The organism is Shewanella sp. SM32 (assembly GCF_025654235.1).
Lineage (GTDB): Bacteria > Pseudomonadota > Gammaproteobacteria > Enterobacterales > Shewanellaceae > Shewanella > Shewanella oncorhynchi.
Genome location: NZ_JAKKRO010000084.1, coordinates 1 through 14,762 on the forward strand (window position 1 = coordinate 1; position 14,762 = coordinate 14,762).

Genomic DNA, 14,762 nt, shown 5'->3' on the forward strand with positions numbered 1-14,762 from the left:
ATGGTTCAATGCCTGTTGTGGCTAGTTGGTTGTTCAATGCCTGTTGTGGCTAGTTGGTTTACACGCACAGCAACAGGGCTGGGATAAGCATTTTCAGGCCAATACCATTGGGCATCGAACGGTACTCTCAACGATTCGCTTGGGATTGGAGGTACTCAGGCGGCCTGATTATCAAATCACGGAGAAAGAATTGCTGGCGGCCTGGGTATTATTCGCCAATCAGTTGCTCAAATATGGCTATGCTATGGCTGATTTATGAGGGGATCCTTCAGCGCTTTGTGGTGCTGCGAATTTCACCAATCAATATTGCCCGTGAGTGCCAACAATTATTTGTGCCCGAAACCAGCTGGATATTTACCTCGGCAACTTTGCAGGTTAACCGCAGTCTTGTTCATTTTGCCCGAGAAATGGGTATCGTTGATGCGCAGCAAAGCATTCTCGACAGTCCCTTCGATTATCCCCGCCAAGCGGTATTTTGTGTGCCGAGACAACTTGGGAGCGTGACCAATCAACAGCAAGCGTTAAAGCAGTTGGTGGATGTGTGCGTGCAAGCGATAGATGCGGCGCAGGGACGGACTTTTATTTTATTTACCAGCCATAAAATGCTCGAACAAGCGGCGCTGGCACTGCGAACTCGCACTCAGTATCCGCTGCTGGTACAAGGCCAAGCGGGTAAACAGAGTCTGCTGACTAAATTTCGCCAACTCGGCAATGCGGTATTGCTCGGTACCAGTAGTTTTTGGGAAGGGGTGGATGTGCGCGGCAAATTGTTAAGCTGCGTGATTATCGACAAATTACCTTTTGTGTCGCCCGATGAGCCGCTGTATCGCGCCCGAGCCGACAATGTGAGTCGTCAGGGACTAGATCCTTTTACTGAAGTGTCGTTACCGCAGGCGATTATTGCTCTGAAACAAGGTGTTGGCCGTCTTATTCGTGATGAAAAAGATCGTGGTGTGCTGATCCTTTGCGATAATCGCATTGTGAATCGCTACTATGGCCAAGCTTTTTTAAACTCGCTGCCACCGATGGCGCGCACCCGTGACCTAGAAAAGGCATTGGCGTTTTTGAGAACAATCCCCTGAGAGTCGTCTATGGCTTACCTAGCATACGTAAACTTGTCCTATTTGCCGGATATGGAATTCTGAGCTAAGTATTGAGCCGTTACACATATTGTAAGGATATAAAAACGGAGGTAAAAATTGCCACCTGTGAGCAATAGGTGGCAAACACCCTTGGAGGTTGGGTCAAGTGGCATCCTGCCTAATGGTTCCATTCAAAATAAATAATTCTTCGGCCTTTGGTTTTAGATTTTTTGTGAATTAATGGCATTCTTTGCAAGCATCTGCTGGTGCTTTTTCTTGATGAGCGATATGGCAATTGGTGCATGTTAAAACGCCATCATGTTTAGTATGAGCTTCGCCTGCGAGTGTTTTCATTTCTCCATGGCATGATACACATTGCTGATTTTCAAAAACATAATCCGCTGAAGGTTTTTTATCTTTATGGCAGGATTCACAGTCAGATCTTTCAGAATGGCTGTCGGCAAGTGATACCGCCATTAAATTAGTTGAAAAGCACAGTGCGCACATTAGCATCATCTTTTTAAGCATGTTATTTTCCTTTTTTATTGTTGGTTAAATCATCATTCTGAAGCGAGTAAATCACATATCTAGCTATGAAATATTTAACTTGAAGTTGGAACTGTATTTTTCTCGCTGTTTTATTAGTGATATAAACGGAAAGATAATATTGCTTTTGCTTGGTGCGTAAGTTTAATAATCGAGAATTTTACACCTCAAGCTTTAGCAGTCTTGCGTGTGTATAATAGTTTTTTAATATGACAAAACCTTGATCGTTATCAAAGGTTAACAGGTGAGTTATTTTTTAGCGTTAAAGTATGATCAAGATTATATTGCGGAATGTAAAAGACTAATGATTTAAATCTGGATTATGTAATTTATATTTTTGATGTTTATTTAAAAATTCTATATTTTAGAAAATATATTTATTTTACTTTTTCCAGTCGGATGTGTGATATTTATTTTGGTCTTAAAACAATAGGCGAAGCCAAAACGGGCTTCGCCTATGATGTTTAATGTTGAGTAGCAGAGCTATAATTACACATTAATTTCTGGCTTGTAGAGCTTAGAAACTTGCAGTTACCCCAGCATAAATACTGCGACTCTTTTGAATATAATCAAGGTCGGTGGCAACTTGATCACGTTCAGAATCCGTTAGGTTAGTCACGCCGAGTTTCAGTCTAAACATAGGATTAATTTGATAATTCGCACCTATATCGAGCGAGCCATAACCCTCTGATTTGACATTGGCTCGCAAATACTGCTCGCCAGTATAATGGTAGGCGATAAAGGTGGATAAACCATCGAATGCCTGCCATTGCAGTTTCAGGTTATAGCTGTCGTCCGGTGTTAAGGTAAAAGGCGCGCCATTTTGCTTATCTTCGGCCTCGGTTTTACTGTAATTACCGTTTAGGCTGAGATCTTGAGTTAAATTGTACCAAGCTTGTAATTCCCAGCCTGTGATCTTGGCTTCGTTCACGTTTTGGTAAGTTAATACAGCACCAGGGACTCTATTCCAAGTTTCGGTGATAATTTTATTTTTTACATCGTTATGGAAGTAGGTGATCGAGCCACCAAAATCCGTGGTTTGATATTGGGTCGATAATTCGTAGTTCACTGAGGTTTCGGGTTGAAGATCAGGATTTCCCGCAACGGTACAGGCGCCACGACAAGCGGGGATAATATAATCGGCTTGGGATTGTGCCATATTTGGCGCTTTAAAGGCTTTGCCGCCACCACCTTTAATGACCCATTCAGAGCTTAAGTTATACACCAAATACAAGCGTGGGCTAAATTCGGTGCCGTACACATCGTGGTGATCGACGCGCCCACCTAAGGTGATATTGAGTTCGCCTAAGCTAAATTCATCTTGTAGATACAATGCCGATTGGCTGTCGTCTAAGGTGCCATCACCTAAAATATTGCGGCTATTTTCGAGCTGGGTCCAACGGTATTCTGCACCGCTGGTTAACATGTGATCGCCAAGCAGGACAGTGGTTTGACCGTCGAGATTGTGGTTGGTTTGGGTGATATTACCTATCTCGGCGATTAACGCTGAGTCGTCAGTCACCTCAACATTTTCATAGTAATAGCGCAGGCGAGTATCACCCCAGTTCCAGTGGCCATTATGGGTCAGACCTGAACTTATCCGCTCCGCTTGTTGGTTATTGGTGAGAATCGTGCCGTAGTTATTCCAATCAGACTCGCGTTCATCGTTGGCGTAACTTAAGTCAAATTGCAGATCTTGCTGGTTATCAATCAGCCATTGTAAATTGGCGAGGGCGCTGATTTCATCTCTGTCTTCTAGAGCATCAATAGTGGGTTTTAAGTCCGAGCGCCATGCATCGCGTTTATTGCTGTCGACGATTAAGTTTGCCAGTAATTTATCTTTGATCAGCGCGCCACTGCTGTAGAAATTGTACTTAGTGCTATCGCCACCCTTGCCACTGGTAGGTGCATCGTATTGCACGCCAACGCTGGTTTGCCAGTTCTCAGTTGGTTGACGCAGTATGACGTTAACCACACCGCCTAAAGCTTCTGATCCGTAGAGGGATGACATAGGCCCACGCACAACTTCGATACGTTCAATGGCAGACATTGGAATAGAGGACAAGTCAAAATCGTTGCCATAACCAGAGGTTAATGCTTCGCGGGAGTTAATGCGGCGGCCATTAATCAAGATTAAAGTGTAATCTGAATCTAAACCTCGCAGGCTGATCTCATTGCGGCCATAGGGCGTGCCTTCGCTGATGTTCACACCCTGTAAATAACGGACTGCGCTAGCGAGATCGTCTATGACTAGCGCTTCAAGTTCACTGCGGTTAATAACGGACACCGAAGCGGGCGCCGAAAGCTCCGAGTGTTTAGTTTGTGTTGCTGTTATCACCATGCGTTCCATTTCTGGAGTGGTATCTTGCGTATTTGCAGCACTAGCCCATGCTGCAGGTAATAACAAACATAAACCAATAGCGCGTGATAGCTGGCTCAACATAGGTGTCTGTGTTGCATGAGGTAGATGCGAGGTTTGGCGAGTGCGACGGATAAAGCGGGGCATATCATTCTTCCTTCGGTAATTTTGGCGAATGATAATTATTCTTAATTATAGCTTCAAGCTTGGATGTCTCTCTTTTGTGTAAAGGCAGAGTAAATTTTTAGTGTTTAATAACAGCGTGATAGCCCGTATATTCGACGTGTTGCTCGCTGGCATGGTCATCCTGATTGAGCGCATTGAGCACAAGGCACTGAATATGACGATCTGAGTCTGACTGTCGTCGGATAAATCACTAAAAAATAGTGAGAATAATCAGAAACTATCACAGCACAAAACTGCATAACGTAATATGAAGTTATATCAATATGATTAATATGGACATTTTAACTGGCATAAGCTTTGCTGGCGATGTGACTTTATGTTTCGTGGTGCATTCATGTTTGTGATGTGAATAGTCGCCATACAAATTGTATTGCCAATATTTACGGAGAGAATATGAATCCAGCATTTTATAGCCTAGCCACAGTCACTGTTTTAACCTTGTCACTCGCCACTACCGAACCTGCTGTTGCCACAGATGCGCCCGCATTAGCTAATGCCGCATCAGTTAAAACGGCTGGGGCTCCACAAACTGACATTGCGCAGCCCGCTACTGCACTTACAGACACTTTATCTACCCAAATTGCAGCGGTGGATTTTGCCTTGTTCGACAGTTTCAATAAGTGCACCGCCCCTGCTGAACTCAAGAAACACGCGGCGTTTTTCACTGAAGATGTAGAGTTTTACCACGATACGGGTGGCGTTACTTGGAACCGCAAGGACATGATCGCCAACACCGAAAAATATGCCTGTGGCCATTACCGCCGCGAGTTAGTTGCGGGCACGATGAAAGTGTTTCCGGTGAAAGAGTTTGGCGCGATAGAGCAAGGCGTTCATCGTTTTTGCAGCTTTGAAACTGGTAGCTGTGATGGCCTAGCCGACTTTGTCATTGTGTGGCGCAAACAGAACGAACAGTGGAAAGCCACTCGAGTGCTGAGCTATGGGCACAGAACCGCCGAGGCCAAAACGGACTAAACCACTCAACCAAAGCTAGCTTTTAACAAAAAACGAGCCTTTAACAAAAAGCTAGCCTCTAACAAAATGCAGTAGTCGATTATTGGCGGGCATAGCCACATCTTGCTTCAGCGTTAAGCCTTGCTCGCTGGCTAAACTGCAAATCCATTCAATATCGCGAATGCCGCTGGCGTGATCCCGCTGTTTTAAAAAGGCATCAAACTGGCGATTGCTGTCACTGCTAAATTCGCCTTGGTAGTTAAAGGGGCCGTAAATGCACAGGGTCTTGAGTTGGGGGAGATACAGACCAAGGCCAGTAAAAAACGCTTCAACCATATTTTTGCTCATAATATGCAAAGTGTTCGCAGTAAATACGCCATCAATATCAAATGTTAATCCCTTCACCGGCCATGGCGCGGTAACATCAAGGGTAAGTGGTAAGCGTAGGTTTGCCGCTGCATTGGGTCGCTTGCCTTCATGCATACACCTTGCGGTAATGACCTCAATATATTCAGCCTGATCGCTGGTTTGCCAGATTAAATGGGGAAGATTTGCTGCAAAATACACAGCATGTTGCGCTGTGCCACTGCCGATTTCGAGTACATGTTGGTTGAGTGAGAATGCTTGTGTTAATACCGCTAAAATCGGCGCTTTGTTGTTTTCACATGCTTGGGAAAACGGCAATTGGGTAAGTGGCTGGGTAATTGGCATTAGTGGCATAATGGACTCTAGGTTGCTGAGATAAAAAGAGGATGACGCTGCACAAGCCTATCTTAAACCAGCAAAAAGTATAAGGCTTAAAAGATAAAATGAGCAGCGCCTTAACATTCGGAGTTTCTATCTTAGATAACTTAATCTTAGGTGCCTTAATTTTAGTACCTTAATTTTAGTGCCTTAATTTTAGGTACCGCCATTTCAGAAGCTTCCATCTCAAGCTTCTCCATTTCAGGTTCTTCAAGAAGGAGCCTGCAGCCAGCTCAACTCCCTTTGTCATGTCCTGCAAAAATAGTTATCGCAATTCACTGTTGACCTCGATCTCAACTTAGATATACTCACAAATTCTGAACGATTGTAAAAAATATAAAACAACGTCGGCATGATGCCGTGTTAAAACGAGTCTCCAAAACTGAGTGTCCAGAAGAACTGAGAGCCCAGAACTAAGACTTAACACTCACTTTCAGCTATCAACTTTCAACAGTTAACTTTCAACATCAAGGAATGACCATGTCAGCAGAGCGTTGCGCCTCCTACTACAATGCCACCATTGACCAAGAGTCAGATTATCCTGCGCTTGAAGACGACATTCGAGTCGATGTGGCGATTGTCGGTGGCGGTTTTACTGGCGTGGCAACGGCGTTGGAATTATCTGAGAAGGGCTATAAAGTGGCGCTTATTGAGGCCAATAAAATTGCGTGGGGCGCGACCGGACGCAACGGTGGGCAGGTGACGGGCAGTTTGTCCGGCGATGTTGCGATGACAAAACAGCTGCGCCGTCAAATCGGCAATGAAGCTGAAGATTATGTGTGGAATATGCGTTGGCGCGGCCACGATATAATTAAAAATCGGGTGGCCAAGTACGGCATAGACTGTGATTTAAAGTTTGGTCATATCCAAACCGCTTACCAGCCAAAGCACATGCAAGAGCTTAGGGCTATGCATTATGAGGCGCAGCGCCGCGGCATGGGTGAATTTATGACGCTGGTATCCGCCGATGAAATGCCTGCCTATTTAGGCTCGCCCTTGTATCACGGCGGCTTAGTCAATCGGCGCAACATGCATTTACACTCTGTTAATCTATGCCTTGGTGAAACCCGCGCCGCAGCAGGTCTTGGGGCATTAATCTTTGAACACTCACCCGTACTTGATATTGAAGAAGGCGATGTGGCGACTGTTGTCACTGCCAAGGGAAAAGTGCGCGCCAATAGTGTGCTGATCGCGGGTAATGCTTACCATAAACTCGCCCGTCCAAAACTGCGCGGTATGTTATTTCCGGCGTCCTTAGGCAATTGCGCCACTGCGATTCTGCCCGATGATGTCGCTTTGCAAATCAATCCGCAGGATTTAGCCGTGTATGATTGCCGCTTTGTACTGGATTACTATCGCCTGACCGCGGATAAACGGCTGATGTTCGGCGGTGGCACTAATTACAGCGGCCGCGATCCTAAAAATGTGGCGGCGGAATTACGGCCTGCAATTGAGCGTACGTTTCCACAATTAAAGGGCATTAATATCGAATTTGCCTGGGCCGGAATGGCAGGAATTGTGATTAATCGTATTCCGCAGCTCGGCAAAGTGTCGCCTAATGTGTTCTATTGCCAAGGATATTCTGGGCACGGAGTGGCGACATCGCACATTATGGCCGAGATCATGGCCAATGCGATGGATGGGCAATTGCGTGAATTTGATTTGTTTGCCGCCATGCGCCATATCCGTATTCCGTTAAATGAATGGTTTGGCAATCAAGCGCTGGCATTAGGCATGTTGTATTACACTTTGCGGGAAAACTGGCGCTAGTTTGCGCCGTTTTGTCTGCTACCAATCAATCTGCTCAAACAGTATTTAATCCTGTTCGATGAGCTTTTCGGCAAGGTAATCGACCAATACACGGATCTTAGCCGACAGGTGGCGGTTTTGCGGATAGAGTGCCCAAATGCCTTCTTTGGCTTCGCGGTGACTGTCAAGGAAGGAGAGTAACCGTCCGGCTTGAATATCTTCTTCAATATAATAATCAGGTAGTTGAACTATCCCTATGCCTTTTAGTGCCGCATCCCTTAATGCGTAGCCGCTGTTACAATTGAGATTGCCGCGGACTTTAATATTGCGCTCGCGGCCATTTTCCACAAAGCGCCAGTAATTATGATTACCGATCAAACAATTGTGCTGGCTAAGTTCAGATAAGGTATGGGGCTGACCGTATTTTTCCACATAGCTTGGTGAGGCGGCGACATAGTGAGTACGACTGCTGAGCGGTTTGGCCATCAGGCTCGAATCGGCGAGTTTTCCGAGGCGAATGGCCAGATCATAACCGCCTTCAATCAAGTCTAAGGTGCGATTAGTTAGGTCGACGCTAAATTCAACGCTGGGATATTGCACCATAAAATCATTGAGTAATGGCATGATAAATTTCTCGCCATAGGCGACGGGCGCCGTGAGCTTGACTAAGCCTTGGGGTGAGTCCTTTAGGTTTGAGATGGCGCGCTCGGCTTCTTCTAACCCCGTTTGTAATTGGCGGCAGTGACGATAATAAATCGTGCCTTCTTCGGTTAACGACACTTTGCGGGTTGTGCGGTAAAAGAGTTTTGTGCCGAGGCGGTTTTCTAAGGTGCTCACTTGGCGGCTAACGTGGGCGGTGGAGATATTCAGCCGCTGCGCCGCTAGGGTAAAACTTTCGGCCTCAGCCACCGCGACAAATTCAGAAATGCCGTCCCAGAGATACATTGTTGTTACTCAGTAAAAATGAATTGCTTGAATACTAGATTGTCTCTCGCTGAGAAACAAATACAATCCTCCTATTCAGTAGCATCAGTGCAATGGTCGCAAGAATTTGCTTGGCCTGAATTGAATTTATGATACACCAATGACTTACTCCTATTACCTATTCAAGGGACGTAACAATGTCGAACGAAAAACCGCAGTTTATTAAATCAAAGGCCGCAGTGGCTTGGGGACCAGGACAACCGCTTAAGATTGAAGAAGTGGATGTGATGTTACCTAAAGCGGGCGAAGTTTTAGTGCGCATTGTGGCTACGGGCGTGTGTCACACGGATGCCTTTACCCTGAGCGGTGACGATCCAGAAGGCGTATTCCCAGCGATTCTAGGCCACGAAGGCGGCGGTATCGTTGAGCAAGTGGGCGAGGGTGTGACCAGCGTACAAGTGGGCGATCATGTGATCCCACTTTATACCCCAGAGTGCGGCGAGTGTAAGTTTTGTCTATCGGGCAAAACTAACCTGTGCCAAAAAATCCGTGCGACCCAAGGTAAAGGTTTAATGCCCGATGGCACCACGCGTTTTTATCTCGATGGCAAGCCTATTTTCCATTACATGGGCTGCTCGACCTTCTCTGAATATACCGTGTTACCTGAAATCTCATTGGCTAAAGTCAATAAGAGCGCGCCATTAGAAGAAATTTGCCTGCTGGGTTGCGGCGTAACCACAGGTATGGGCGCTGTGATGAACACGGCCAAAGTGGAAGAAGGTGCGACCGTGGCGATTTTCGGCCTCGGCGGTATCGGTTTATCGGCGATCATTGGGGCGACTATGGCCAAAGCCAGCCGCATTATCGCGATTGATATCAACGAGTCTAAATTCGAGTTAGCCAAAAAACTCGGCGCGACCGATTGCATCAACCCTAAATTACTCGATAAGCCTATCCAAGAGGTGATCGTTGAAATGACCGATGGCGGCGTAGATTACTCATTCGAGTGTATCGGCAACGTCAACGTGATGCGCAGCGCCTTAGAGTGTTGCCATAAAGGGTGGGGAGAGTCGGTGATCATAGGTGTTGCCGGTGCTGGTCAAGAGATTTCAACCCGTCCATTCCAATTAGTTACTGGCCGCGTTTGGCGCGGTTCTGCCTTTGGCGGTGTGAAAGGGCGTTCTGAACTGCCCCACATTGTTGAGCGTTACATGGCGGGCGAATTTAAGCTCGATGATTTTATCACTCACACTATGGGACTTGAGCAAATCAATGAGGCGTTTGAGCTGATGCACCAAGGTAAGAGCATCCGTAGCGTGATCCATTTTGATAAATAAGTGGTTTTGCATTTTAAACGGATGCTTCAGCTTGATGTGACTAACGGGCAGACAGGTGCAAATCTGTCTGCTGTGTTGCCAACTGAGCTGACGATAAGCGCCATGACTAACGCTAAGACTAACGTTATAAATACCGCTAAAAGATTGAGCTTAAAAGGACTTGTATGACCATAGAAAATATCAGTTGTAACAAGAGTTTTGGCGGTTGGCATAAGCAGTATCGCCATCAATCTCAGTCGTTAAACTGCGAGATGCGCTTTGCAATTTATCTGCCGCCTGAGGCGGTGAATAAACCTGTGCCTGTGCTGTATTGGCTTTCAGGTCTAACCTGTACCGATGAAAACTTTATGCAGAAGGCGGGTGCACAGCGCATGGCAGCGGTACTTGGGATGGCGATTGTCGCCCCTGATACCAGTCCTCGCGGTGACGATGTGCCCGATGCGGCAGATAAAGCTTACGATTTAGGCTTAGGCGCGGGGTTTTACCTCAATGCGACAAAAGCACCTTGGAATCGTCATTACAAAATGTACGATTACATAGTCCATGAGCTGCCTACCTTGATTGAAGCACATTTTCCTGTCACTACTCAGCGCGCCATATCCGGCCATTCGATGGGCGGTCATGGTGCTTTGGTGATTGGTCTGAGTAACCCACACAGATACAGTTCAATTTCGGCCTTTAGCCCGATTTCGAATCCAAGTAATGCGCCTTGGGGCATTAAAGCCTTCAGTGAGTACTTAGGTGAGAATCGTGAGCACTGGCGCCAGTACGATGCCTGTGAGTTGCTTAAGCTCGCGATTAGCGAAGTGCCAGTACTGATTGACCAAGGTGAAGCTGACAGCTTTTTAGACACCCAATTGATGCCACAATCGCTGGTGGATATCGCCCATACCAAGGGTTATCCCTTGGATGTGCGGATGCAAGCGGGGTACGATCACAGCTACTACTTCATCGCGAGCTTTATTGAAGAGCACCTTAAGTTCCATAGCTTGTACTTTAAGCCTTAAATAGCCGATTCAGCAGTCACGCCGATGCGCTAAAACAAAAATGCCGCAACTTAGTGAGTTGCGGCATTTTTTATGGTGCGATTTAAGCAATTAGCGAAAGTGAATTAACACTCAGCACTTAGCACTCAACAATGTTGACCGCTAAACCACCTTTGGCGGTTTCTTTGTATTTACTGCGCATGTCTTTGCCTGTATCCATCATGGTTTTGATCACTTTATCCAGTGAAACCTTATGGTTACCGTCACCGCGTAGTGCCATACGAGAAGCGTTGATCGCTTTGATCGCGCCCATGGCATTACGTTCGATACAAGGCACTTGCACTAGGCCGCCCACAGGATCGCAGGTTAAACCTAAGTTATGTTCCATGCCGATTTCAGCCGCGTTTTCAACGTGCTCAACTGTACCGCCCATGATTTCAGTCAGTGCGCCAGCTGCCATAGAACAGGCCACGCCCACTTCCCCTTGGCAACCGACTTCGGCACCCGAAATTGAGGCATTTTTCTTGTACAAAATACCAATCGCAGCGGCAGTTAATAGATAACGGGCGCAGACATCGATATCCACTTCTTGTACGAAGGTATCGTAATAGCATAAAACGGCAGGAATAATTCCCGCAGCACCGTTTGTTGGCGCAGTGACGACGCGATCACCGGCCGCATTTTGCTCGTTGACCGACAGGGCGAATAAATCGACCCAATCCATAGCGGTTAATGGATCGACATTGTTACGGCCTTCGGCTTTCAAACGACGGTACAGTGCAGGTGCACGACGACGCAGTTTTAGGCCGCCAGGTAAAATACCTTCCTTCTGATAACCGCGTTCGATACAGGTTTTCATCGTCTGCCAAATATTCCACAGCTTGGCTTTGACTTCATCTTCAGTGGCTAAACTCAGTTCGTTCGCCATCATTAAAGAAGAAATGCTGAGACCTTGCTCGCCGCATAATTCCAGTAAGTGAGCCGCACTCACAAAATCAAAAGGAGCCGATTCAATTTGTGAGGCTGGCGATGCATTACGTTGGCTAATTTCATCTTCATCTAAAATAAAGCCGCCACCCACTGAGTAGTAAGTGCGATCAAAAATGCATTCCCCTTTACAGTAGGCGTACAAGGTCATTGCATTAGCATGCGCAGGTAGCGTTTTGCGTCTGTGATAGGTAATGCCTTGCTCACGGGTAAACTTAACCACTTTGCCACAGTGCAGCGTTAAGGTTTCGTCCTTGGAGACGTGTTCTAAAATACCGTCGATACTGTCAGTGTCCACGGTTTCGGGATCTTCGCCCATTAAGCCTAAAATCACTGCTTTGCCCGTGCCGTGGCCTTTGCCTGTTTGGCCGAGGGAGCCAAAGAGTTCGGCTCTTAATTCATCAATCTGGGTCACGAGTCCTGAGTCAGTCAGGTTTTGCATAAAGATTTTGCCCGCTTTCATTGGGCCGACGGTATGTGAACTCGATGGACCTATGCCGATCTTGAACATGTCAAATACGCTAATCATGATAGAAGTCCTGTTGTGTCTTGTTTATTATTTTAGTCTGAGTGCATGGGATTGCTCGCTCTGCAGATTGAAGCACGCTAATCTTGCGCGTGTACTCTGGTCAGTGGCGGCGTTCTTTCATGCGAAATCTGCTTGTGTGATACTCTAACGCCAGTATCCCATAGATTAGTGTGACAATTCACATTAGTTTTTTTTATTCGTAATAGTTCGGATAAGCTGAACTTAATTGGGACTTTTTTACAGGCCATTTTATGGCCAAGAATACAGGCTTCGATAGCGCTACAAGGGTAGGTGGCTCGCTTTTTTTAGCTTTTTTGTGAGCGTGGACTACTTATGGCTTGAGTGGTTATTTTTTGAGTATTAATGAATATTTTTAGGGAGAAGTATGAGCTATTTAATGTTGGATTTACTGTCGTTGGACGTCAGTGAGGCTGAATCTGAGATGCTACGCCATCCACAGGTGGGTGGTTTAATCCTATTTTCCCGCAATTTTTCGAGCCGTGATCAGTTGATCCGTCTGGTACAACAGATACGCCAAATCCGCCCAGAAATATTAATCGCCGTCGATCATGAGGGGGGCCGAGTACAACGTTTCCGTGATGGCTTTACCATTATTCCCGCCATGGGCGACATTCTCCCCGCAGCAAAGGGTGATATGGTATTGGCCAAGCGTTGGGCCTGTGAGCTCGGTTTCTTGATGGCGATTGAATTACTGGCTTGCGATATCGACTTAAGTTTCGCGCCCGTGTTGGACTTAAACGGCGTGAGCCAAGTCATAGGTAAACGCAGCTTTAGCCCAGAGCCCGCCGAGGTTATTACATTGGCCGAAAGCTTTATTGCTGGCATGGCCGCAGCTGGCATGGGCGCCGTGGGTAAACATTTCCCCGGACACGGCAGTGTAGTGGCGGATTCGCACTACGAGAAACCCATTGATGAACGTGATGCCGAGGCCATTTTTGCAAAGGATATCCTGCCGTTTAAAGAATTGATCGCAAAAGAAAAGTTATTAGGCGTGATGCCCGCGCACGTGGTTTACCCTAAAGTCGACCCCAACTCTGCGGGCTTCTCCGAATACTGGCTAAAACAAGTGCTGCGTAAAGAACTTGGCTTTAACGGGGTGATTTTCTCTGACGATCTCGGCATGCAAGGCGCAGGATTTGCGGGCGATTACCGTGCAAGGGCCAGCGCCGCTTTAGCCGCAGGTTGCGACATGATTTTAGTGTGTAATGATAATGCGGGCGTAATGTCGCTACTCGATGGCTTTACTTGGCCTGCGAGCGCGCCACAGTATCCTGCGAGTTTACTTAAACCCAATGCTGCGCAAACGGCAGCTGCGCTCGATAATACGGCCCGTTGGGAAAATGCCAAGCAGCTTGCCGAGCAAATTTGTTTGGCTCAACAGGCGAAAGTTTGATGTAGCGCAAGGTGTGAGATCACTCTTTTGCTAGGGTTAGTTAATTCACTGTAATCAAAAATGATTAAAAGGCCTTGATATGATTTTCTATCTTCATGGATTTGATGCTACTAGCCCAGGTAATCACGAAAAAATGCGTCAGTTGCAATTTATTGACCCTGATGTGCGTTTGATCAGTTACAGCACCTTGCACCCTAAGCACGACATGCAACACTTGCTTAAGGAAGTCGCCAAGCAAATGCAGCATAGCGACGATCCCGCGCCGTTAATGGTTGGCGTAGGACTCGGAGCTTATTGGGCCGAGCGGATTGGATTTTTAAATGGTCTTAAATCTGTGCTGATTAACCCTAATTTGCACCCAGAAAATAATATGCAGGGCAAGATTGACCGCCCAGAAGAATATGCCGATATTGCTAATAAGTGCGTGTCGCAATTTCGTGAAAAGAATACCCACAAGGCCATGTGTATATTTTCGGTGAATGATGAGATGTTCGATAATCAGCAACTCGCCAGTGAATTAAGCGCCTATTATTCGATTGATTGGGATGACGTTCAGCCACACAAATTCCCCCAACTCGCTGCCCATCTGCCCAAAATAAAAGCCTTTAAGTTGGCTTGATTGATATCGATTGAATAAAAGTATCACTCCTCTTTTTATATTTAAGAGGGGAGTGGATTTATCTCATCGGCTATTTCGCCTTATGGTTTTGGCTTTCGTACTTCATGTGGAGCACATTGTGAGTGTGACTAGGGTCTGTTGATCTTTGCTGTACAAATGTTGTTCAGCAATACATCGGCAGCCACATTAACATAAACGCCAGTGACACCATACTGGCGTAATTTCTTGCTAGCTTGTCATATCTTGTTGATATTGCTCGATAGTGCTTAATTCTTCCAAAAGCATTCTCCACTAAATGTCGATACCGATATAAGCACCAATCGACTCTTTCTTGAGGTGTATTCTTATA

General features: G+C 46.3%; 12 protein-coding genes and 2 pseudogenes. 8 read left to right on the plus strand and 6 right to left on the minus strand.

Features of this window, described 5'->3' with window-relative positions; genetic code table 11:
* Positions 1-25 precede the first annotated feature (25 nt).
* Positions 26-259, plus strand: a pseudogene (locus tag L5M10_RS21645) (IS4 family transposase); the annotation flags it as partial.
* A 10-nt stretch (positions 260-269) separates the two neighbouring features.
* Positions 270-1,082 (plus strand): annotated as a pseudogene (locus L5M10_RS21650) (ATP-dependent DNA helicase); the annotation flags it as partial.
* A 237-nt stretch (positions 1,083-1,319) separates the two neighbouring features.
* Here the strand turns inward: L5M10_RS21650 and L5M10_RS21655 are convergent.
* Both L5M10_RS21655 and L5M10_RS21660 read right to left on the minus strand, forming a co-directional pair.
* Complete coding sequence (locus L5M10_RS21655) at positions 1,320-1,610, minus strand: cytochrome c3 family protein (protein ID WP_028759787.1); 291 nt, start codon at positions 1,608-1,610, stop codon at positions 1,320-1,322.
* Positions 1,611-2,145: 535 nt separating this feature from the next.
* The gene (locus tag L5M10_RS21660; protein WP_263164991.1) at positions 2,146-4,134 is read right to left on the minus strand and encodes a TonB-dependent receptor domain-containing protein; all 1,989 of its coding nucleotides are present in this window, start codon (positions 4,132-4,134) and stop codon (positions 2,146-2,148) included.
* 432 nt (positions 4,135-4,566) lie between these two features.
* Here L5M10_RS21660 and L5M10_RS21665 point away from each other — a divergent pair, with 432 nt between their 5' ends.
* Complete coding sequence (locus L5M10_RS21665; protein WP_131524464.1) at positions 4,567-5,145, plus strand: nuclear transport factor 2 family protein; 579 nt, start codon at positions 4,567-4,569, stop codon at positions 5,143-5,145.
* A 51-nt stretch (positions 5,146-5,196) separates the two neighbouring features.
* Here L5M10_RS21665 and L5M10_RS21670 read toward each other — a convergent pair whose 3' ends face one another.
* Entirely contained in the window at positions 5,197-5,844 is a 648-nt protein-coding gene (locus L5M10_RS21670; RefSeq protein WP_263255896.1) for a class I SAM-dependent methyltransferase, read from the minus strand.
* 504 nt (positions 5,845-6,348) lie between these two features.
* Between L5M10_RS21670 and L5M10_RS21675 the strand changes: the two genes are divergently transcribed.
* Positions 6,349-7,638 carry an NAD(P)/FAD-dependent oxidoreductase gene (locus tag L5M10_RS21675; RefSeq protein ID WP_263255897.1) on the plus strand — a complete coding sequence of 430 codons (1,290 nt, stop codon included), beginning with the start codon at positions 6,349-6,351 and terminating at the stop codon, positions 7,636-7,638.
* Between the two features lie 45 nt (positions 7,639-7,683).
* Here L5M10_RS21675 and L5M10_RS21680 read toward each other — a convergent pair whose 3' ends face one another.
* A complete protein-coding gene (locus L5M10_RS21680; RefSeq protein WP_198572287.1) occupies positions 7,684-8,562 on the minus strand; it encodes a LysR family transcriptional regulator in 879 nt (292 codons plus the stop codon).
* Positions 8,563-8,738: 176 nt separating this feature from the next.
* Between L5M10_RS21680 and L5M10_RS21685 the strand changes: the two genes are divergently transcribed.
* Entirely contained in the window at positions 8,739-9,878 is a 1,140-nt protein-coding gene (locus L5M10_RS21685; protein WP_014610474.1) for an S-(hydroxymethyl)glutathione dehydrogenase/class III alcohol dehydrogenase, read from the plus strand.
* Between the two features lie 164 nt (positions 9,879-10,042).
* The gene (gene fghA, locus L5M10_RS21690; RefSeq protein WP_028759793.1) at positions 10,043-10,885 is read left to right on the plus strand and encodes an S-formylglutathione hydrolase; all 843 of its coding nucleotides are present in this window, start codon (positions 10,043-10,045) and stop codon (positions 10,883-10,885) included.
* 118 nt (positions 10,886-11,003) lie between these two features.
* Here the strand turns inward: fghA and L5M10_RS21695 are convergent, their stop codons facing one another.
* Positions 11,004-12,380 carry an L-serine ammonia-lyase gene (locus L5M10_RS21695; protein ID WP_131524458.1) on the minus strand — a complete coding sequence of 459 codons (1,377 nt, stop codon included), beginning with the start codon at positions 12,378-12,380 and terminating at the stop codon, positions 11,004-11,006.
* Between the two features lie 385 nt (positions 12,381-12,765).
* Here L5M10_RS21695 and nagZ point away from each other — a divergent pair, with 385 nt between their 5' ends.
* Both nagZ and ycfP read left to right on the plus strand, forming a co-directional pair.
* The gene (nagZ, locus tag L5M10_RS21700) at positions 12,766-13,794 is read left to right on the plus strand and encodes a beta-N-acetylhexosaminidase (RefSeq protein WP_028759795.1); all 1,029 of its coding nucleotides are present in this window, start codon (positions 12,766-12,768) and stop codon (positions 13,792-13,794) included.
* A gap of 79 nt (positions 13,795-13,873) precedes the next feature.
* On the plus strand, positions 13,874-14,413 hold the full coding sequence (gene ycfP / locus L5M10_RS21705; protein WP_028759796.1) for an alpha/beta hydrolase YcfP: 540 nt from the start codon (positions 13,874-13,876) through the stop codon (positions 14,411-14,413).
* A 163-nt stretch (positions 14,414-14,576) separates the two neighbouring features.
* Here ycfP and L5M10_RS21710 read toward each other — a convergent pair.
* A partial coding sequence (locus tag L5M10_RS21710) for a transposase (protein ID WP_263206794.1) occupies positions 14,577-14,762 on the minus strand: 186 nt, incomplete at its 5' end.